Source organism: Streptomyces sp. R35 (assembly GCF_041053035.1).
Lineage (GTDB): Bacteria > Actinomycetota > Actinomycetes > Streptomycetales > Streptomycetaceae > Streptomyces > Streptomyces lutosisoli.
In genome coordinates this window covers 7,798,021-7,818,254 of sequence record NZ_CP163440.1, presented here as the reverse complement: position 1 = coordinate 7,818,254, position 20,234 = coordinate 7,798,021, and the positions used below count along the sequence as shown (strand labels likewise).

General features: G+C 70.9%; 18 protein-coding genes. 6 read left to right on the top strand and 12 right to left on the bottom strand.

All coding sequences use genetic code 11. The features are described from left to right. Nucleotide 1: 1 nt before the first annotated feature. The 5 genes from AB5J50_RS35475 to recG form a co-directional block, all read right to left on the bottom strand. The gene (locus tag AB5J50_RS35475) at nucleotides 2–655 is read right to left on the bottom strand and encodes a DUF177 domain-containing protein (protein WP_369262560.1); all 654 of its coding nucleotides are present in this window, start codon (nucleotides 653–655) and stop codon (nucleotides 2–4) included. A gap of 189 nt (nucleotides 656–844) precedes the next feature. Beyond that, nucleotides 845–1,924: an ATP synthase F0 subunit B gene (locus AB5J50_RS35470; protein ID WP_369262559.1), complete on the bottom strand. Its 1,080-nt coding sequence runs from the start codon at nucleotides 1,922–1,924 to the stop codon at nucleotides 845–847. 99 nt (nucleotides 1,925–2,023) lie between these two features. Continuing rightward, entirely contained in the window at nucleotides 2,024–2,533 is a 510-nt protein-coding gene (gene coaD / locus AB5J50_RS35465) for a pantetheine-phosphate adenylyltransferase (protein WP_330307547.1), read from the bottom strand. Further along, nucleotides 2,530–3,117: a 16S rRNA (guanine(966)-N(2))-methyltransferase RsmD gene (rsmD, locus tag AB5J50_RS35460; RefSeq protein WP_369262556.1), complete on the bottom strand. Its 588-nt coding sequence runs from the start codon at nucleotides 3,115–3,117 to the stop codon at nucleotides 2,530–2,532. The genes coaD and rsmD overlap by 4 nt, the downstream gene beginning before the upstream one ends. 139 nt (nucleotides 3,118–3,256) lie before the next feature. Then, on the bottom strand, nucleotides 3,257–5,470 hold the full coding sequence (gene recG, locus AB5J50_RS35455; protein ID WP_369262554.1) for an ATP-dependent DNA helicase RecG: 2,214 nt from the start codon (nucleotides 5,468–5,470) through the stop codon (nucleotides 3,257–3,259). 167 nt (nucleotides 5,471–5,637) lie between these two features. Here recG and AB5J50_RS35450 point away from each other — a divergent pair, with 167 nt between their 5' ends. Both AB5J50_RS35450 and AB5J50_RS35445 read left to right on the top strand, forming a co-directional pair. Continuing rightward, complete coding sequence (locus AB5J50_RS35450) at nucleotides 5,638–7,473, top strand: HSP90 family protein (protein WP_369262553.1); 1,836 nt, start codon at nucleotides 5,638–5,640, stop codon at nucleotides 7,471–7,473. Next, the gene (locus AB5J50_RS35445; RefSeq protein ID WP_369262551.1) at nucleotides 7,470–10,514 is read left to right on the top strand and encodes a tetratricopeptide repeat protein; all 3,045 of its coding nucleotides are present in this window, start codon (nucleotides 7,470–7,472) and stop codon (nucleotides 10,512–10,514) included. Before AB5J50_RS35450 ends, AB5J50_RS35445 begins: the two co-directional genes overlap by 4 nt. A gap of 112 nt (nucleotides 10,515–10,626) precedes the next feature. Here AB5J50_RS35445 and AB5J50_RS35440 read toward each other — a convergent pair whose 3' ends face one another. Next, nucleotides 10,627–10,914, bottom strand: coding sequence for a hypothetical protein (locus AB5J50_RS35440; protein ID WP_369262549.1), 288 nt, complete (start codon nucleotides 10,912–10,914; stop codon nucleotides 10,627–10,629). A gap of 354 nt (nucleotides 10,915–11,268) precedes the next feature. Further along, nucleotides 11,269–13,068: a DAK2 domain-containing protein gene (locus AB5J50_RS35435; protein WP_369262547.1), complete on the bottom strand. Its 1,800-nt coding sequence runs from the start codon at nucleotides 13,066–13,068 to the stop codon at nucleotides 11,269–11,271. A gap of 259 nt (nucleotides 13,069–13,327) precedes the next feature. Here AB5J50_RS35435 and rpmB point away from each other — a divergent pair, with 259 nt between their 5' ends. Continuing rightward, on the top strand, nucleotides 13,328–13,513 hold the full coding sequence (gene rpmB, locus AB5J50_RS35430) for a 50S ribosomal protein L28 (protein ID WP_037625034.1): 186 nt from the start codon (nucleotides 13,328–13,330) through the stop codon (nucleotides 13,511–13,513). A 99-nt stretch (nucleotides 13,514–13,612) separates the two neighbouring features. Here rpmB and thiD read toward each other — a convergent pair whose 3' ends face one another. Continuing rightward, the gene (thiD, locus tag AB5J50_RS35425) at nucleotides 13,613–14,410 is read right to left on the bottom strand and encodes a bifunctional hydroxymethylpyrimidine kinase/phosphomethylpyrimidine kinase (RefSeq protein WP_369262545.1); all 798 of its coding nucleotides are present in this window, start codon (nucleotides 14,408–14,410) and stop codon (nucleotides 13,613–13,615) included. Next, a complete protein-coding gene (locus tag AB5J50_RS35420; protein ID WP_327431999.1) occupies nucleotides 14,407–15,372 on the bottom strand; it encodes a thiamine-phosphate kinase in 966 nt (321 codons plus the stop codon). Before AB5J50_RS35420 ends, thiD begins: the two co-directional genes overlap by 4 nt. Nucleotides 15,373–15,578: 206 nt before the next feature. Between AB5J50_RS35420 and AB5J50_RS35415 the strand changes: the two genes are divergently transcribed. Both AB5J50_RS35415 and AB5J50_RS35410 read left to right on the top strand, forming a co-directional pair. Beyond that, the gene (locus AB5J50_RS35415; protein ID WP_028802415.1) at nucleotides 15,579–15,812 is read left to right on the top strand and encodes an Lrp/AsnC family transcriptional regulator; all 234 of its coding nucleotides are present in this window, start codon (nucleotides 15,579–15,581) and stop codon (nucleotides 15,810–15,812) included. A gap of 20 nt (nucleotides 15,813–15,832) precedes the next feature. Then, a complete protein-coding gene (locus tag AB5J50_RS35410) occupies nucleotides 15,833–16,342 on the top strand; it encodes a DUF3515 domain-containing protein (protein WP_369262543.1) in 510 nt (169 codons plus the stop codon). Between the two features lie 21 nt (nucleotides 16,343–16,363). On the opposite strand, the gene AB5J50_RS35405 is transcribed toward AB5J50_RS35410, so the two are convergent. From AB5J50_RS35405 to AB5J50_RS35395, 3 genes are all read right to left on the bottom strand, one after another. Beyond that, on the bottom strand, nucleotides 16,364–17,521 hold the full coding sequence (locus tag AB5J50_RS35405; protein ID WP_369262541.1) for a D-alanine--D-alanine ligase family protein: 1,158 nt from the start codon (nucleotides 17,519–17,521) through the stop codon (nucleotides 16,364–16,366). Nucleotides 17,522–17,651: 130 nt separating this feature from the next. Next, nucleotides 17,652–18,662: an NAD(P)H-dependent glycerol-3-phosphate dehydrogenase gene (locus AB5J50_RS35400; protein ID WP_369262539.1), complete on the bottom strand. Its 1,011-nt coding sequence runs from the start codon at nucleotides 18,660–18,662 to the stop codon at nucleotides 17,652–17,654. Next, a complete protein-coding gene (locus AB5J50_RS35395; protein WP_327431995.1) occupies nucleotides 18,659–19,435 on the bottom strand; it encodes a lysophospholipid acyltransferase family protein in 777 nt (258 codons plus the stop codon). The genes AB5J50_RS35400 and AB5J50_RS35395 overlap by 4 nt, the downstream gene beginning before the upstream one ends. 144 nt (nucleotides 19,436–19,579) lie before the next feature. Here AB5J50_RS35395 and cofC point away from each other — a divergent pair, with 144 nt between their 5' ends. Continuing rightward, nucleotides 19,580–20,218 (top strand): 2-phospho-L-lactate guanylyltransferase, encoded by a 639-nt coding sequence (gene cofC, locus AB5J50_RS35390; protein ID WP_369262536.1) that lies wholly within the window; start codon nucleotides 19,580–19,582, stop codon nucleotides 20,216–20,218. The last annotated feature ends 16 nt before the right edge of the window (nucleotides 20,219–20,234 follow it).

Sequence of the window (20,234 nt, the reverse complement as noted above, 5' to 3'; positions counted from 1 at the left end):
GCTACTTCTCCTGCTTCTCGTCGGCGGGCGCTGATAGAGGCGCGTCGCCGCTCAACTCGTCCTTCTCGCCGTCTCCGGATGAACCAGCGAGTCCCTGCAGTGCCGCCCAACGGATGTCGACGGCGTCGTGGTGGTGGTCCGGGTCGTCCGCGAGCCGCACTCCGCATTCGGAGCACAGGCCGGGGCAGTCGTCCTGGCACACCGGCTGCATCGGCAGTGCGAGCACCACCGCATCACGCAGCACGGATTCGAGGTCGAACAAACCGTCCTCGATGAAGAGCCTGTCCTCGTCTTCCTCGGCGTCGTCGACCGGCTCCGCTTTCACGCGGCCCCGGTCGTCGGCGTCAGGGTACGAGAACATCTCCTGGAAGTCCGCTTCGAGCTGCTGCTCAAGCGGCTCCAGACACCTTACGCACTCCCCCTTGGCCTGTGCACGGGCGGTGCCTGTGACAAGCACCCCTTCCATGACCGACTCAAGGCGGAGTTCGAGCTCCACCGGGGCGCCTTCCGGCACTCCGATGACTCCCTGGATCCCGAGATCCTTGGGAGCGTCAATCGTGCGGGTCAAGCGCTGCAGCGCGCCAGGACGCCGCCCCAGCTCGTGTGTGTCGAACACGAGAGGGTTGCGGTGGTCGAGGCGGGTGTTCAGAGCCATTCCTGCTTTCGATCTTCGAAGCTCAAGGGGTTGCCACCCCTTGGTGTTCCATGGGCAGCGTTGATCGCGGACGTACGCGCGACCGAAGAGCCAGGATACTGGACCTTTCGCTCTCGGCCCAATCCGGTGTGCGCTGCCCATCCCGCGCACCGGCGTGCGCCCCGGCCCCGGTGGCCGCGGCCACCGGAATCAGTGGCCGCCGCGCCCTTGCTCGTACGCCCGCAGCTGCTCCGCGCTGATCATGCTGGTGTCGAAGAGGCTGGTCTCGTCCAGGGCGTGCGTCTGCTGGTCCATGGCGTGCGCCTGCGGCTGGGCGTAGGCCTGCTGCCCGCTCTGGTCGTACGCCGGCTGCTGGTCGTACCCCTGCTGCTGCGGGTAGGCGGCGTACGGGTCGGCCTGCTGGTAGCCGTAGGCGTCCTGCTGGGCGTACTGCTGCTGATACCCGTATGGATCGGCCTGCTGCTGGTACGCGTAGGCGTCCTGCTGCCCGTACGACGGCTGGGCGGGCACCTCGGGGGTCTGGGCGGGCTGCTCGGGGGTGTCCGAGAGCTCCGCGAGGCCGGCCAGGTAGTCGGAGTCGCTGGTGTGCAGGCCGGGTGTCCCGTCCTCGCCGAAGGCGCTCAGATCGCCCAGGTCGTCGCTGGCGATCCGGCCGTGCAGCTTCTGCCGGCCGCGGCCGACGGCCTCCAGGGTCTTGGCGAGCACGGCCTCGAAGGCGCCGAGTTTCACGTCGACGTATTCGTCGGCGTTGCGGCGCAGGGTCTCCGGGTCGTGGCTGCGCTCTGGGGCGTCCTCGTCCTCGTATCCCTGCTCGTCTATGCCGGGACCGGTGCCGAGGAGCTTCTCGCGGCCGCGGCCGACGGAGCCGAGGGTCTTGGTGAGGACGACCTCGAAGTTGGCGAGCTTGGAGTCGACGTAGTCGTCGGCCTCCGCGCGGACCTCCTCGGCCTCCTTGCGGGCCTCGGCGAGGATGCGGTCGGCCTCGTTCTGGGAGCGGCGGGCGACCTCGGTGTCGGAGATCAGGGAGCCGCGCTCGGCGTGCGCGGTCTGGATGATCCGCTCGGCCTCCTGACGGGCCTGCTCGACCATTTCCTCACGGCCGCCGATCAGCTCCTGGGCCTGGGCGAGGGAGCCGGGCAGCGCCTGGCGCACCTCTTCGAGCATCGAGAGCAGCTCGGCGCGGTTGACCACGCACGAGGCCGACATGGGCATGGAGCGGGCGCTGCCGACCGCCCCGACGATCTCATCGAGCTTCTTCTGCACGTCCACCGTGTGCTCGCCACTCTCTACAGCTGTGATGGAGACGGACGGGTCGACTGTACGACCACTCCTGCCCCGCCCGACACCGGGTGACGGACTGTCAGGGGCTCAGCCCTTGCCGAGTCGTTCCTTCAGCGCGTCGAGGACCACCGGTGGCACCAGGTGGGAGATGTCGCCGCCCCACTGGGCGACCTCCTTGACCAGCGAGGAGGAGAGGAAGCTGTAGGTGGGGCTGGTCGGGATGAACAGCGTTTCGACGCCCGAGAGGCCGTTGTTCATCTGGGCCATCTGGAGTTCGTAGTCGAAGTCGCTGACCGCGCGGAGACCCTTGACGATGGCGGGGATGTCGCGCTGCTTGCAGAAGTCGACGAGCAGGCCGTGGTAGGCCTCGACCTGGATATTGCCGTATTCGGCGGTGACCTCGCGGATCAGCTCGATCCGCTCGTCGACGGTGAACAGGCCCTGCTTCGACTGATTGATCATCACCACGACGTGCACGACGTCGTACAGCCTGGAAGCGCGGGCGATGATGTCGAGGTGTCCATTGGTGATGGGGTCGAATGACCCCGGACAGACGGCGCGGCGCAACTGTGGTCCCTCGCTCTCCGGTCCGGTCATCGTGCGTCTTCGCACGTAGAGGCGGCGCGACCGTACCAAAACGTCCCCTCGCCGTAACGACGGGCCCTGATCGCTTCGAAGCCGTCGGGCCAGCCGAATTCGCCGCCTCTGGTGCTGCGCTCCACGGTGACGAGGGCTTCGGCCGCGAGCCAGCCCTGCGTGCGGAGTGTGAGCAGAATCTCCCGAAGATCGTCGTCCGAGACGGCGTACGGAGGGTCGAGGAAGACCAGGTCGTACGGGTCTGCCGGCGCCGGCGCCTGGATGATCTGTTCCGCTTTGCCCGACCTGACCTCGGCGCCGGGGAGACCCAGCGACTTGACGTTCTCGCGGATGACCTTGGCCGCGCGGGCGTCGGCCTCGACGAGCAGGGTGTGTCCGGCGCCGCGGCTGAGCGCCTCCAGTCCGACGGCACCGGAACCGGCGTACAGGTCGAGCACGCGCTCCCCGTGCAGCGGGCCGCCGAGCAGGGACTGCCAGGTGGAGAAGAGGCCCTCGCGCGCCCGGTCGGAGGTGGGCCGGGTGCGGGTGCCCTGCGGGACGGCTAGGCGGCGTCCGCCGGCTGCGCCGGCGATCACGCGGGTCATCTGGGGTCCTTGTCCGTGGGGGTGGTTACGGATCCAGTTTGGCAGGCGGAGGTGGGGGTGGTTTGCGTCGTGGGCGGCTGCGGGCTTCGCCGTGGTTGCTCGCGCAGTTCCCCGCGCCCCTTTCAGGGGCGCTGCATCCTCAGCCCTTTTCCAAGTACTGCTCCCTCTCCTCGTCCAGCAGCGCGTCCAGCGCCGTCCGCAGGCCGGGCAGGCGCTCCAGGTCCGGGTCGGCGGCCACCACCGCCGCCGCCTCCTCACGGGCCTCGGCGATGATCTCCTCGTCCTCGATGACGGCGAGCATGCGCAGCGAGGAGCGGACGCCGGACTGGGCCTGGCCGAGGACGTCGCCCTCGCGGCGCTGTTCGAGGTCGATGCGGGAGAGCTCGAAGCCGTCGAGCGTGGACGCCACCGCGGTCAGCCGCTGGCGGGCCGGGCTCGCCTCCGCCATCTCGCTGACCAGGAGGCAGAGTCCGGCGGCGGAGCCTCGGCCGACGCGGCCGCGCAGCTGGTGGAGCTGGGAGACGCCGAACCGGTCGGCGTCCATGATCACCATCGCCGTGGCGTTCGGCACGTTCACCCCGACCTCGATCACGGTCGTCGCGACCAGCACGTCCGTCTCGCCCGCGGCGAAGCGGCGCATCACGGCGTCCTTGTCGTCGGGTTGCATACGGCCGTGCAGGACCTCGACCTTGAGGCCTTGGAGAGGGCCCTTGGCGAGCTGTTCGGCGACGTCCAGGACGGCGAGGGGAGGGCGCTTCTCGGCCTCGTCCTCGGGGGACTTCTTCTTGGTCTTCTTCGGGTCGTCCTCCTCGTCTCCGATGCGGGGGCAGACGACGTACGCCTGATGGCCGTTCTCCACTTCCTCGCGTACGCGCTCCCACGCGCGCGTGAGGAAGTGCGGCTTGTCGGCGGCCGGGACGACATGGCTGGCGATGGGCGAACGTCCGGCGGGGAGCTGGTCGAGGACCGAGGTCTCCAGGTCGCCGAAGACCGTCATGGCGACGGTGCGCGGAATGGGCGTGGCGGTCATGACCAGGAGGTGCGGGGGCTGCTTGCCCTTGCCGCGCAGGGCGTCGCGCTGCTCGACGCCGAAGCGGTGCTGCTCGTCGACCACGACCAGGCCCAGGTCGTGGAACTGCACCTTGTCCTCGATCAGCGCATGCGTGCCGATGACGATGCCGGACTCACCGGTGACCAGATCGAGCAGCGCCTGCCGCCGCGCCGCCGCGCCCATGGATCCGGTGAGCAGCACGACCTTGGTGGAGTGCTCGGCCCCGCCGAGCATGCCGCCCTCGGCCAACTCCCCCATCATCTCCGTGATCGACCGGTGGTGCTGCTGGGCGAGCACCTCGGTGGGCGCGAGCATCGCGGCCTGCCCGCCCGCGTCGACGACGGCGAGCATGGCGCGCAGGGCCACCATCGTCTTGCCCGATCCGACCTCTCCCTGGAGCAGGCGGTGCATCGGATGCTCGGTGGCGAGGTCGTCGAAGATCTCCTTGGAGACCTTCTGCTGGCCCTCGGTGAGGGTGAAGGGCAGCTTGGCGTCGAAGGCGGTGAGCAGGCCGTCCGGCTTGGGGGTGCGGGCCACGGCCGGGAGTTGGGCGTCGGCATGGCGGCGGCGGGCCAGGGCGACCTGGAGGACGAAGGCCTCGTCCCACTTGAGGCGGGCGCGGGCGTCGTGGATGTCGGCCTTGGTGTGCGGGCGGTGGATCTTGAGGAGGGCTTCGGGGAGGGCGACCAGGCCGCGGCCGTCCCGGAGGGAGTCGGGGAGGGGGTCGACGGCTTCCTGGGCGCTCGGCAGCACCGTCTGCACGGACTTGGCGATCTTCCAGGACTCCAGCTTGGCGGTGGCCGGGTAGATCGGGATGAGGGCGCCCGCCCAGGAGTCGACGCTCTCGGCGGCTTCGTCGCTGTCGCCGCGCAGCAGCTCGTACGCCGGATGGGCCAGCTGGAGGCGGTGGTTGAAGACGGAGACCTTGCCGGAGAACATCGCGCGCGTGCCGGGCAGGAGGTCCTTGTGGGGCTTGTGCACGCCGTTGCCGAAGAAGACCAGCTGGAGGCGGCCGCTGCCGTCCGTGATGGTGACTTCGAGGCGCTGGCCCTTGCCGCGGGGTGCCCTGGACGAGGCGAAGGTGTGCAGGCGCGCGTCGGCGACCTGGGCGACCACCGTCACATGCTCGTCCATGGGGAGGTCGGCGAGGTGGGTGAGCTGCCCGCGCTCCTCGTATCTGCGCGGATAGTGGTGCAGCAGATCGCCGACGGTGTGCAGGCCGAGGTGCTCGGCCATCACCTTCGCGGTGGCGGGACCGAGCGCCTTCTTCAGTGGTTCTTCGAGCACGGGCACGAGATCCATTGCACACCACCGCACTGACAATGCCGTATACGTCCTGGAAATCCGCTGGTCAGGCGGGTCGTTCCGGGCCTAGGATGACCCGCTCCGGCCCTCTTCGCGGTCACCGTCCGCCGGGACCGCCCGACCCCGCGCCGTCGCCCGTCCCCCCACCCACCGGCGCAGCGACGATGGACTCCCAGACTTCACAGCCATCACAGGCACCCCAGTCACCTCATTCGTTCCAGGTCGACCTGCGCGGTTTGGTGGACCTGCTCTCCCATCACCTCTACTCCAGTCCCAAGGTCTATCTGCGCGAGCTGCTGCAGAACGCCGTGGACGCGATCACCGCGCGCCGGGCCGAGCAGCCCGATGCCCCGGCCACCGTGCGCCTGTACGCCGAGGGCGGCGCCCTGCGGGTGGAGGACTCCGGTGTGGGGCTCACCGAGTCCGACGTGCACAACCTCCTCGCGACGATCGGGCGCAGCTCCAAGCGGAACGACGGTCTGGAGTCGGCCCGCTCCGACTTCCTGGGGCAGTTCGGCATCGGGTTGCTGGCGTGTTTCGTCGTCGCCGAGCGCATCCGGGTCGTCAGCCGCAGCGCGCGGACGCCCGACGCGGCGCCCGTGGAGTGGACGGCGGCCGACGACGGCTCGTACACCGTGCGCACGCTGCCGCACGAGGCGCGCACCGAACCGGGCACCACCGTGCACCTGGTGGCGCGCGCCGGGGCCGGCGAGTGGCTGAGCGAGGAGCGGGTCCGGTCGCTGGCGCGGGACTTCGGGTCGCTGCTGCCGTACGACGTGCGCGTCGGCGACGAGGTGATCGCGGACCTTCCGGCGCCCTGGGACCGTCCTTATCCGAGCCCTGCCACCCGGAGGGTGGCGCTGGCACGGCACTGCCACGACCTGTTCGGTTTCACGCCGCTGGACTCGATCGACCTGGACGTGCCGCTCGCCGGGATCCGGGGCGTGGCGTACGTCCTGCCGTCCGCGGTCAGCCCGGCCCAGCGAGCGGGCCACCGCGTGCACCTGAAGGGCATGCTGCTCACCGAGCGGGCCGAACAGCTGCTGCCCGACTGGGCGTTCTTCGTGCGCTGCGTCCTGGACACGGACAGCCTGCGGCCCACCGCGTCACGGGAGTCGCTGTACGAGGACGAGACGCTCGCGGCCGTACGGGAAGCGCTGGGCGAAAGGATCCGCTCCTGGCTGACCGGGCTCGCGGCGGGTGACCCGGACCGCCTGGCGGCCTTTCTCTCCGTCCACTACCTGGGGGTGAAGTCCCTCGCGCGGCACGACAAGGAGATGCTGCGCACGATGCTGCCGTGGCTGCCCTTCGAGACGACCGACGGGCGGCTGTCCCTGGAGGAGTTCGCGCAGCGGCACCCGGTGGTCCACTTCACGCGGACCGTGGAGGAGTACCGGCAGGTCGCGCCGATCGCCTCCGCACAGGGCGTCGGGGTGATCAACGGCGGCTACACGTACGACAGCGAGCTGATCGAGGCGCTGCCGTCGGTGCGTCCGGGAACGGTCGTGTCGGAGCTGGACGCCGACACCGTGACGGCGCACCTGGACGCGGTCGACACGGCCGAGGAACTGGCCCTGTCGGCCTTCCTGGCGGCCGCGCGGGCCAAACTCGACCCCCTGGGCTGCGATGTGGTCCTGCGCGCCTTCCACCCGCTGTCGGTCCCGGCGCTGCACCTGGACGACCGGGCGGCCCGCCACGAGCAGGCACGCGCGGAGGCGGAGGAGCAGGCCGACGACCTGTGGGCGGGCATTCTCGGCTCGCTGCGGGGCAGCGCTCCACGCGCGCGTCTGGTCCTCAACCACCTCAACCCGCTGATCCGAAGGATCAGTTCACTCAGTGACCCGGAGCTGATAGGCACCGCCACCGAGTCCCTCTACGGGCAAGCCCTCCTCATGGCGCAGCGCCCCCTGCGGCCGGCCGACTCCGCGCTCCTCAACCGCGCGTTCATCGGCCTCCTGGAGTGGGCCACCCACGACCCCGGGAAGGACGACCGCCGATGAGCCAGGCCATGGACTTCGACACGCTGCGCCAGGCGATGGCGGACAACTACGAGCAGCCGGAGGGGCCCGCCCGCAACGCGCGCGCGGAGCAGCTGCTCGTCGAGGCCGAGAAGCTGAACATCCCGCTCGCCGTCATCGAGGCGCTCGGACACCAGCTGAAGGTCTACAACTACAGCTCCGAGAAGGACAAGATGTTCGTCCCCTTCGCGCGCCTGCTGCGCATGTGGGACGAGCGCCCCGAGGACTTCGACGAGTATGAGATCCATTCGCTGCACTGGGTCTTCAAGTGGATGTCCGCCGGCATGCTCGACCAGCCGCACGTTCCACTCGCCTCCATAGAGAAGTGGCTCGGCGAGATGGAGCACCGCTACCGGCTGGCCGGACACTCCGAACGGGCCGTGCGCGGCGCCGAGTTCAGCGTCGCCGCCCACCTGGGCGACCTGGAGCGCGCCGAGCGGGCGTACACCGCCTGGCTGGCCGCCGACCGGGACACCATGGCCGACTGCCACGCCTGCGAGCTGCACAGCCAGGGCTGGTGGCGGGCGGTGCGCGGCGCGGACGCGGAGGCGCTGGAGCTGTGGGGACCGGTCCTGGAGGGCGAGTACACCTGCGCCCACGAGCCGCACACCGTCCTCGCCTCCTCCCTGGTGCCCCTGCTGCGCCTGGGACGCGTGGACGAGGCGCGCGCCCATCACCTGCGGGGCTTCCGGCTGGTGCGCCCCATGGAGAGCATGCGCGGCGCGTACGCGGACCACGTGGAGTTCTGCGCGCTCTCCGGCAACGAGGCGCGCGCCCTGGAGCTGCTCGCCGAGCGGCCCTCCTACTTCACGGACTCCGGGGACCCGCGCAGCAAGCTGGACTTCATGGCCGTCACGGCGCTGCTGATGGACCGGCTGAACGGGCTCGGACTCGGCGACCAGGCGGTGCCCGGTCCCGCCGGGCGCGCGTGGACCTCGGGGGAGCTCGCCGTCCACGCGCGCGGGGAGGCGCTTTCGCTGGCCGCGCGCTTCGACGCGCGCAACGGCACGTCGTATGTCAGCGAGCGCGCCCGCGCGCGCATGGATCAGCCGGCGCTCGTGGACCGGCTCCCGCTGGGCGTGCGCTCCACACGCCCGGCGCGCACCGGGCAGCACGCTACGGCGCCCGCTCCTCTGCCGCGCGCCATCACGGAAGCCGCCGCCGTGACCTCCTCCGGCGAGCCCGGCCTGTCCGCGCTGCTCACCGAGGCCCGGCGGCTCTCCGCCCTCCGCAGTCCGGAGGCCGTAGAGGCGTGGGCCGCGGTCTCGCGCGCCGCCGAGGGCCACGAGCTGGATCTCCGCGACCGCGCGGAGATCGCTGACCACGCGGCGATGGAGCGCGGCCCGGAGGGCATCGAGCTCTTCCACCGCGCGGCCGAGCTGTACGCCGAGGCGGGCGACCCCGGCGAGGCACTGGCGGCCCGCTCCCGCGCCGCGTACATCCACGCCCTGAGCGGCGCGACGGAGGAGGCCCTGACGGCCGCCTCGGAGCTGTACGAGAAGGTGCTCGCCCTCTTCAAGGAAGGCGGGACGGGGGTGTCCCAGACGGCGTCCGTGCTGGTGGGGCGGGCGCGGATCTTGATGCACCGGGTGGATGAGGCGGAGGGCGGCTCCGGCGCCGAGGCTGAGGCCGAGGCGGCGGGCTACGCGGAGGCCGGGGGCGATGTCGTGGCCGCCGCCGAGGAGGCCGCGCGGGAGTTGCTGGCGCTTGCCGAGCCGCATGTGGCGGACGTCCCGTTGGCCTCGCGGGCGGCGGAGGCGCAGGCGATGCTCGGGGAGCTCGCGGCGCGTTCCGGGGACGCCGAGGAGGCCACGGACCGGCTCTCGCTGGCCGTGGAGACGTTCGTGGCGGCCGGGCTGCCGTGGTTCGCCGTCGAGTACGACTCCCGGCTCGCCGGGATCGCCCTGCGCCTCGGCGACACGGACAGGGCGGAACGGGCGGCGCGCGCCGCGCTGGACCACGCAGGGGCGTACCTGGAACCCATGGGCCAGGCCCAGTTGCACCTCCAGCTCGCTGAAATCCTCGGCACCAGTGGGCAGTTGCGGCCCGCTTCGGAGCACGCCATGGAGGCCGCGCACTGGGCCGACGAGGCGGGCCAGGCCGGCACGCTCGGCGCCTGGGCCCGGCACCAGCTCGGCGGTTTCCTGCTCCGTCAGGGGCGGTGGGCGGAGGCCGCCGAGGTGCTGGAGTCGGCACTGCCCGATCTGACCGCCGACATGCACGGTGAGGGTGCGATCGTGCAGACGCGGTGGTGGCTCGGCGACTGTCTCACCGAGCTCGGTGAGCACCGCGAGGCCGCCGAACACTGGCTGCGGGCCGCCGACATCGCCCAGCACTGGCCTGAGCAGCGCGACCACGCGATGCTCGCGCATCTCGCCGCCGAGGCCCTCGGGCACGCCGGGCTGCCCGCCCAGGCCGACCAGGCGTACGCCCGTGCCGGCGATCTCTGGCGTGGCCTCGGCAACGTCCATGGGCTGGTCCGAGCGCTGCGAGCGCGGGCGTGGGCGGCGGCTCGTACGGACGGGGGGCTCGACGGGGCGCGGGAGTTGATGGGGGCGGCGGTGCGGGAGTGCGAGTCCGCGATCGCGGGCGCACCTCTCGGATCGGGCTCGCCGTCCCGTGCGCCCGCCGGTTCCGGTTCGCCGGACGACTCCGACGCGCGTCCTCGCCTCGTCTCCGAACTCGGCCACACCTATCGCCAGTTCGGGGATCTCGTGGCCCGTTCCGTGCCCAGCGACGCGGAGGAGGCTTCCACCCGGGTCACGTTCGAGGAGGCCTTGGGTCACATCACGAAGGCCATCTCCGTGTTCGGCTCCCTCGGGAGTGACGGGCTCGATGCTCGGACCGGGGCCGAGCTCGCCGCTGGGTGGCTGGAGGCCGATCTGGGGCGGGCCGCCGCGGCCTTGGCACGCGCGCGTGGGGTGCTTTCCGCTTACGCGGGGTTGGAAGGGGAGACCGCGGAGGCGCGGTGTGCTGAGGCGGGGAACATGGTGAAGCTGATGGAGGCGGGACAGGAACGCTGACGGTTGCCGCCGGGCGGCCGGAGGCTTCTTTCGCCCCCGCCCGCCCCTTCCCGTGCGTGCCCGTCCCTGGGGGATGCGCCCCCAGGGACGGGCACGGCCCGAAACGCCAGGCTCAGGCGACGCCACTTTCGGTGGAGCCGCAGTCGTGACCGGCGCCGAGGTAGCCGTCGCCGCTGTTGGAATAGGCGCTGTCCACACTGCCGCAGGCTCTCACCCACACGTCCGCACCCTCGGGGATGTCCGACCAAGGGTGCTTCGTGTCCGTGGTGCCACAACCGGACGTATTGTGAATCGTCCGGAAGTGCCATCCGTCCCCGGACTTGTACCACGTCAGCTGAGCCCAGACGGTGCCGCCGTCGCACTGGCTGTCATGGATTTTGAAATCGTCGCCGTTGGACACGAAGTACGCATAACCGTCACCGTTGCTCGCGTCCGAACCGGGCGAGTCCGTGCCTGCGCTGGCGGACGTGGCGGTCCCCAGGACCAAGCACGCAGCAGCAGCGGCGACAGCCGAGAGACGACGTCTGGACTTTGCTGTCATTCCGGAAATTCTCCGATCTGGAGGAAATCAAGGGCGGCTGCACACCACTCATCCGAATCAGCGCATCTCGCCGCAGATGACGTGTTCACGTAGACTCTCACGCGGGGTGCGTCGCGATCAAGCCAAATTTGCGGGGGTATGAACGCGACAACTCCGGCTTGTTCGGGGAGAGTTCATCCAAGAAGCCTTGCGGTCGGCCAGTTGAGGCGCTGGCTACTCCACGCCGATCAGCAGCAGCGCGCCCTGGCGGCCACCCCGGTAGACCATGGTGTCGACGGCGAGCCAGGACTCCCGTACCCGGGCTTCCAGGCGTTCGGCGATGCCGTCGGGGGCCTCGTCGCCGAGGACGAGAGTGACCATTTCGCCGCCGGCGGAGAGCATGCGGTCGAGGACGGTTTCGGCGGTGAGGGTGATGTCGGAGCCGATCACGGCGACATCGCCGTCGATGAGGCCGAGGACGTCGCCGGCCTGGCAGATGCCGGCCATGGTCCAGGACTGCCGCTCGGCGACGGCGACCTCGGCGTAGCGGGTGGCGCCGGCCGCGGAGGTCATGGCGACGACGTCCTCGTCGAAGCGGCGCTCCGGCTCGTGGACGGCGAGCGCGGCGATGCCCTGCACGGCGGACCGGGTCGGGATCAGCGCGACCCGCACGCCCTCCGTACGGGCCTGCTCGGCAGCGGCGGCGGCGGTGTGGCGCAGTTCGGCGTCGTTGGGCAGGAGCACCACCTCGCGCGCGTGGGCCCGCCGTACGGCCTCGACGAGCTCCCCGCTGGCGGGCGGCTCCCCGGGCCGCGCGAGCACGGTGGTCGCCCCGGCCTCCGTGTACAGCCCGGCCAGGCCCTCGCCGGGCACCACGGCCACGACGGCGCGCTGTGCCCGCTCGCGGGGCGGACGCCCGGCCGCGCCGCCGGTGTGTACGTCCCCGAGCCCGAAGTGTGTGATCCTGATCCGGTACGGCCGCCCGGCCTCGACGCCCGCCTCCACGGCGGCGCCCGCGTCGTCCGCGTGCACATGGACGTTCCACAGCCCGTCCCCGCCGACCACGACGAGCGAGTCCCCCAGGCTGTCGAGCCGGTCCCGCAACCGGGCCACGGCCGCGTCATCCGCCTCCAGGAGGTAGATGACCTCGAAGGCGGGGCCGCCTTCCTCCGGCGGCCCTTCCCCGCACACATCGGCGTGGACTCCGCCGATGCCCGCGCCGATGACGTCGCTCATGCTCAAGGTCTTCTCCACGCGCGCGTGGACCTCCACCTGGGCCGAGAGCACCCCGGGCGTCTCCCCGGTGAACGTCTCCACCAGCGCGGCCAGCACGGCCACCAGTCCCCGTCCGCCCGCGTCGACCACACCGGCGCGCTCCAGGACGGCCAGCTGGCCGGGGGTCGCCGCGAGGGCCGCTCGTGCACCCTCGTAGGCCGCGCGGGCGACCGTGCCGCAGTCGCCCTCGGCGCCGGTGGCCGCGTCGGCGGCGGCCGAGGCGACCGTGAGGACCGTGCCCTCGACGGGGTGGGCGACGGCCTGGCGCGCGGAGTCCGCGGCATGCCTCAGAGCGAGCCGCAGGCCCTGGCCATCGGCGTGAGCCGCCTCACTGTCATCGGCCAGCACCTGCGCCATGCCGCGCAGCAGCTGCGCGAGGATGGTCCCGGAGTTGCCACGGGCCCCGATCAGCGCCCCGTGCGCCATCGCCCGCACCGCGTCGGCGAGGGTGGGCCGGCCGGCCTCCGTGAACGCGTTGTCACGCCCCCCAGTGGCCGCGAGGGCCGCGCTCAGGTGGTCCGCGGTCGCCGCACTCCCCTGACCGGCAGCGGCCGCGGTCTCGTAGCCCGCGAAAACGGCCTCGACCGCCGTGGCGGCCGACTCCACCGTCAGATACAGATTCGTCCCGGTGTCTCCGTCGGCCACCGGGTAGACATTGATCGCGTCGATCTCTTCGCGCGCCCGTCCCAGCGCCTCCAGCGCCAGCCCGCACCAGGTGCGCACCGCGAGAGCATCCAATGTCTGCGGCACCTGCGGCACCTGCGCCTCCTTGAGCTGCTGGACGTGGGACGCAGCGTAGACCCAGGACGGGTTACTGCCGGTAGGCGGCCCTGGGGAGGGCCTGGGCAGTGCCCGGAGCAGCCATGGTAGTTTCGTTCTCCGGACGCAGTCGTTGTATGCTGCTCCAGTTGCCCGATTCGATCGGGTCTTCCTCCTGGCACCGCCACTCAGATCCTAGATCTCGATTCCGGCATGCCGGGATCAACCGTAAGAGCATCTGAAGTCTTTGGAGTGACCCGTGGCTGCCAACTGCGACGTCTGCGGCAAGGGGCCGGGCTTCGGCAACAACATCTCGCACTCGCACCGCCGTACGCCCCGTCGCTGGAACCCCAACATCCAGCGCGTTCGTACCGTGGTGGGCGGGACGCCGAAGCGCGTGAACGCTTGCACCTCGTGCATCAAGGCCGGCAAGGTCACGCGCTGACAACCGCTAGCGCGCGGCCACTGCTGGTTCGCTTGCACTGAACCGGTCCACCTCACGGTGGGCCGGTTTTTTGCTGCCCTCACGCGCGCACGTAAACGCTTACGCGCCCGCCCTGAACCGCCAGCCGTGATCCACCGGCCCGATCCCGCCCCCCAGCGCGAACCCGGCCGCGATCGCCCCGGTGACGTACTCCTTGGCCGCCGCCACCGCCTCCGGCACGGACTGCCCCTTCGCCAGCCCGGAAGCGATCGCCGACGCCAGGGTGCAGCCCGTGCCGTGCGTGTGCCGGTTGTCGTGGCGCGGGGCCTGCAGCCAGTGCTCCTCGGAGCCGTCCGTGAGCAGGTCTACGGCATCACCGGGCAGATGACCGCCCTTGATCAGCACCCACTTCGGCCCGTACGACAGCACGGCCGCCGCGGCCCGCCCGAAGTCGTCCTCAGAATCGACCCGTACACCTGTGAGCTGGGCCACCTCGTCGAGGTTGGGTGTCGCCACGGTCGCCACCGGCAGCAGTTTCGTCCGTACGGAGTCCAGCGCGGAGGCGGCGAGCAGCGCGTCCCCGTGCTTGGAGATGCCGACCGGGTCGACGACGGCCGGGGCGTCCGTACCCCCGATCAAGTCGGCGACCGCCTCGACGAGTTCCGCCGAGGCCAGCATGCCGGTCTTCACGGCCTGGACGCCGATGTCGTCGACGACGCTGCGGTACTGGGCGCGCACCGCGTCCACCGGCAGCTCCCAAGCGCCCTGGACGCCCAGGGAGTTCTGCGCGGTGACGGCGGTGATCACGCTCATGCCGTGCACACCGAGCGCGAGCATCGTCTTCAGGTCGGCCTGGATCCCGGCTCCGCCACCGGAGTCGGAGCCCGCGACCGTCAGGACCGTGGGCGGTGCACTCACGACTCGATGTCCCCGAAGTGGTCCCAGCCGCCCTTGCTCGTCCAGGGCGCCCCGTCCACCGTGACCTGGGGCAGCGCCGAGGGGTTGAGCACCTCGCCGATCACCTTCCAGCGGGCGGGCAGCTTCACGTCCGGCGGGAAGGTCGCCACGATCGCGTGGTCCTCGCCGCCGCTGAGCACCCACTGGATCGGGTCGACGCCGACGGCCTGTCCGATGTCGTTCATCTGGGAGGGAATGTCGATGTCTCCGGAGCGGACGTCGATGCGCACCTTGCTCGCCTCGGCGATGTGTCCGAGGTCGGCGATCAGCCCGTCGCTGACGTCCGTCATCGAGGTCGCGCCGAGCCCGGCGGCCGCCGGACCCGCGTGGTACGGCGGTTCGGGCCGCCGGTGGGCCTCGACGAAGGCGCGCGGCGAGCGGAAGCCCCGCGAGAGGACCGCGTACCCGGCCGCCGACCAGCCCAGCCAGCCCGTCACGGCGACGACGTCACCGGGCTGGGCGCCGCCCCGGGTGACCGGCTCGTGGTTGCGCAGGTCGCCGAGCGCGGTGATCGAGACCATGATGGTGTCGCCGCGTACGACATCGCCGCCGACCACGGCCGCGCCCGCGACCTGGCATTCGTCACGCAGCCCGTCCATCAGCTCGGACGGCCAGGTGGCCGGGAGTTCGGCCGGCACGACCAGGCCGAGCAGCAGCGCGGTCGGTACGGCGCCCATGGCGGCGATGTCCGCGAGGTTCTGCGCGGCCGCCTTGCGCCCGACGTCGTACGCGGTGGACCAGTCGCGGCGGAAGTGCCGTCCCTCCAGGAGGATGTCGGTGCTCGCCACGACCCTTCGGTCCGGCGCGGCCACCACCGCGGCGTCGTCGCCGGGGCCGACCCGGACGGCCGGCGTGGTGGTGAGACGTGAGGTGAGCTCTCGGATGAGCCCGAACTCCCCCAACTCGCCCACGGTGCCTTTCATGATCGTAGTGCTCCCTCTGTCGCTACCCGTGCCCGGTCGCGAGCCGTCTCCGTACTCGGTACGGTCGAGTTGACCGTCAACTTGTGCAGTCTGTGCACCCCGGCGCGCAAGCCCCAGCCACCGCGGGTCTCCCCGCGGCGAGCGGCAACGCGATACCGTGGCGTTCCTTTTCCCCACATGATCCTCGTGGCCGCCCTGGAGGTTCCGTGGTACAGGCGTACATCCTGATCCAGACGGAGGTCGGCAAAGCGTCGACCGTCGCCGAAACGATCAGCAAGATCCCGGGGGTGATCCAGGCCGAGGACGTGACAGGACCGTACGACGTGATCGTGCGTGCCCAGGCCGACACGGTCGATGAACTCGGCCGCATGGTGGTCGCGAAGGTCCAGCAAGTGGACGGCATCACCCGCACCCTGACCTGCCCGGTCGTTCACCTCTAGCCCCCGTCTACCCTTGGCCGGTGAACTTCTTCCGTCACCGGCGCCCCGTTCTGCTCGGGCTGCCCGCCGTCGCACTGCTGATCACGATTGCGGGCTGCTCCTCAGCAGACGACAACGCCTCGGTCTCGGTTCCGAGCCCGAACGCGAAGGTCACCAAGCTGTGCCAGAACCTGGACAAGGTGCTGCCGCGGAAGGTCGACGGTCTGAGCCGCGAGGACCCCGAGCCCCGGTCCGCGCTGACCGCGGGCTGGGGAAGCCCGGCGATCATACTGCGCTGCGGTGTCGAACGACCCCCGAAGATGATTGACCCCAAGGTGGCCCTCGGCAACGACCCCAAGGCGGCCGGCGGCAACGTGAACGGCGTCGACTGGCTGATGGAGACGCAGGACGACGGGTCGACCCGCCTCACCACCGCGAACCGCAGCGCGTATGTCCAGGTCACGGTACCGAAGGGCACTGACAACTCCGGCGTGCTCGTCGACCTGGCCGCCTCCATCAAGAAGGCGATCCCCAAGGGGATCGCCAACTGACACGACCGTCGTACGAGGTGCTCAGCGCAGCCCCGTCGAGCGCCGCAGCGCCGCCTGCACCAGGCGGTCCACCAGCTCCGGGTAGCTGACGCCGGTCTCCTGCCACATCCGCGGGTACATGGAGATCGGCGTGAAGCCCGGCATCGTGTTGATCTCGTTGATCACGAACTCGCCGTCCTCGGTGAGGAAGAAGTCCGCGCGGACGAGGCCCTCGCACGAGGCCGCCTCGAAGGCTTCGACGGCCAGTCGCCGCACCTCGGCGGTCTGCTCCGGCGTGAGCGGCGCGGGCACGATCCCGTCGGCCGAGTCGATGTACTTGGCCTCGAAGTCGTAGAAGGCGTGGGACTGCACGGGCGGGATCTCCGCGGGCACGGAGGCGCGCGGGCCGTCCTCGAACTCCAGGACCCCGCACTCGATCTCGCGGCCGCGCAGCAGCGCCTCCACGATGATCTTCGGGTCGTGGCGCTGGGCCTCCGCGATCGCCTCGTCGAGGCCCGAGAGGTCGTCGACCTTGGTGATGCCGAACGAGGACCCCGCGCGCGCGGGCTTCACGAACAGCGGCCAGCCGTGCTCGCCCGCGAAGTCGATGATCTTCTTCCGGGCGGCGGACTCGTCCTGCTGCCACTCACGCGGCCGGATCACCACGTACGGGCCCACCTTCAGGCCGAACGAGGTGAACACCCGCTTCATGTAGTCCTTGTCCTGGCCGACGGCCGAGGCGAGCACGCCCGAGCCGACGTACGGGACTCCGGAGAGCTCCAGGAGGCCCTGGAGGGTGCCGTCCTCGCCGTACGGGCCGTGCAGCATGGGGAAGACGACGTCCACCTCGCCGAGGGCCTTGGGCACGGAACCCGGTTCGCTGTAGACGACTTCGCGGTTGGCGGGGTCGACGGGAAGCACCACGCCGCCCTCGCTCGACTCGGCGAGCTGCTCGACGCTCGGCTGCTGCCGGTCGATGATGGCCATCCGGTCCGGCGCGTCGGCGGTGAGCGCCCAACGGCCGTCCTGGGTGATACCGATCGGCAGGACGTCGTACTTGGTCCGGTCGATGGCGCGCAGGACGGCGCCGGCCGTGACCACGGAGATCCCGTGTTCGGAGCTGCGGCCGCCGAAGACGAGGGCCACACGCGGCTTGCGAGGCGGCTGCTCGGGGCTCTGGGGGAGGTTCTCGGTGCTCATATCGCGTTGAGAGTACCCGGTGGTACGGCGGTGAGTCAGCGCCCCACCGCGGCCGTTGCTCAGCGTCGCACGAGCGGTCGCACAGCGTTGATTCCGGGGCGGCGTACGAGCCTTCGCACCACGCCCGTGCTCAGCGGCGCTCGGGCTTCGCGCTGCGCGACATCAGTTCCTTGACGGCGACCACCGGAGGCTTGCCGTCGTGCACGATGGCGACGACCGTCTCCGTGATGGGCATGTCGACGCCGTGCCTGCGGGCCAGATCCAGCACGGACTCACAGGACTTGACGCCCTCGGCGGTCTGCTTGGTGACCGCGATGGTCTCCTGGAGGGTCATGCCCTTGCCGAGGTTGGTGCCGAAGGTGTGGTTGCGCGAGAGCGGCGAGGAGCAGGTGGCGACCAGGTCGCCGAGGCCCGCGAGTCCGGAGAAGGTCATCGGGTCGGCGCCCATGGCGAGTCCGAGCCGGGTGGTCTCCGCGAGCCCGCGTGTGATGAGCGAGCCCTTGGCGTTGTCGCCGAGGCCCATGCCGTCCGCGATGCCGACGGCGAGACCGATCACGTTCTTGACGGCGCCGCCGAGTTCGCAGCCCACCACGTCGGTGTTGGTGTACGGGCGGAAGTACGGCGTGTGGCAGGCGGACTGGAGGCGCTGGGCGACCGCTTCGGAGCGACAGGCGACCACGGCGGCGGCCGGCATCCGCGCGGCGATCTCACGCGCCAGGTTGGGCCCGGTGACCACGGCGATCCGGTCCGCGCCGACCTTGGCGACGTCCTCGATGACCTCGCTCATCCGCATGGTGGAGCCGAGTTCGACGCCCTTCATGAGGGAGACCAGGACGGTGTCGGGAGCGAGCAGCGGTGCCCATTCCGCGAGGTTCCCGCGCAGCGTCTGCGAGGGCACCGCGAGGACGGTGAAGTCGGCGTCCGCGGCGGCCTCGGCGGGGTCGGTCGTGGCCCGCAGGTTCTCGGGGAGTTCGACGCCCGGCAGGTAGTCCGGGTTCGTCCGGGTGGAGTTGACCGCCGCGGCGAGTTCGGCGCGACGCCCCCACAGCGTGACGTCGCACCCCGCGTCGGCGAGCACCACGCCGAACGCCGTGCCCCACGATCCGGTCCCGAAGACGGCCGCCTTGACCGGCTTGCTCACGTGCCCTGCCCCTCTTCCTGCTGTGCCTGTGCTTTTTCCTTGGCCGCGGCCCTGCGGCGCTGCGCGATGCGCACCTCACGCGGGTCGTACGGCTTCTCGGGCGCCCTCTCGCCGCGGATCTGCTCCAGCTGCGCGGTGATGGCGGCCATGATGACCTCGGTGGCCTCCTTCAGGAGGTCCGGGCTCATCTCCTTGTCGTAGAAGCGCGAGAGGTCCACCGGCGGGCCCGCGAGCACGTGGTGGGTCTTGCGCGGAAGGAGGTTGGGCTTCTTGGCGTACGGCGGCAGCAGTTCGTTGGCGCCCCACTGGGCGACCGGAATCACCGGGCACTTGGTCTGCAGCGCGACGCGGGCGGCACCGGTCTTGCCGGTCATCGGCCAGCCGTCGGGATCGCGGGTGAGGGTGCCTTCGGGATAGAACGCGACGCACTCGCCGCGTTCCACGGCGTCGATCGCGGCCCGGAAGGCGCTCAGCGCGTCGGTGCTCTCGCGGTAGACGGGGATCTGTCCGGTGCCGCGCATCGCGGCCCCCACGAATCCCTTCCGGAAAAGGCCCGCCTTCGCCAGGAATCGCGGAACACGCCCGGTGTTGTACTGATAGTGCGCGTACGCGAACGGGTCCACATGCGAATTGTGGTTCACCGCGGTGATAAATCCGCCCTCGACCGGAATGTTCTCCATTCCGCGCCAGTCCCGCTTGATCAGAACCACCAGTGGTGGTTTGCAGAGGACCGCTGCGAAGCGGTACCAGAAGCCGATTCTGCGGCGGGGCACGCGGACACCTTCCTCTAGGGCCTGGGGGGCCGCACAAGTGTCGCCCCAGGCCGCCTGTCTGTCGAGAACACCGTACGCCCCGGCTTCCGGACCGCCAGGGCCGCAGGGTCACAATGGGGCGCGACAAGGGAGGGCGGAACGCTGGTGCGGTGGACTTTGGTCATACCCCTCAAACCTCTGGCGCGCGCCAAGAGCAGGCTGGCGGACACGGCCGCCGACGGACTGCGCCCCGGGCTCGCCCTCGCCTTCGCGCAGGACACCGTGGCGGCCGCGCTGGCCTGCGCCGCGGTCCTGAATGTGGCGGTCGTCACGGACGACGCCCTGGCCGGCCGGGAGCTGGCCGCACTCGGGGCGCGGATCGTCACGGACGAGCCGGGAGGGGGCCTGAACGCGGCGCTGGCGCACGGAGTGGCGGCTGTACGCTCCCTAACTCCCGAAATCGCCGTGGCCGCCCTGAACGCCGATCTGCCCGCGTTGCGCTCCGCGGAATTGGGCCGGGTGCTTGATGCCGCCGGTGAATTCCCGCGGGCATTTCTTCCCGATGCCGCCGCAATCGGTACGACGCTGCTGACCGCAGGGGCTGGGCAGGAATTGCTGCCCTCTTTCGGTGCGGATTCCAGGTTGCGGCATCGGGCCTCGGGTGCCGTGGAACTCCGGCTCGACGCCGTGGATTCCGTACGGCAGGACGTGGACACGGGGGATGATCTGCGGGCGGCGCTGGCGTTGGGGGTGGGGCCTCGGACGGCTGCTGCGGCGGCTCGGTTGCTGATTCCCGGGCAGTAGGTGGGTGGGTTCTTCG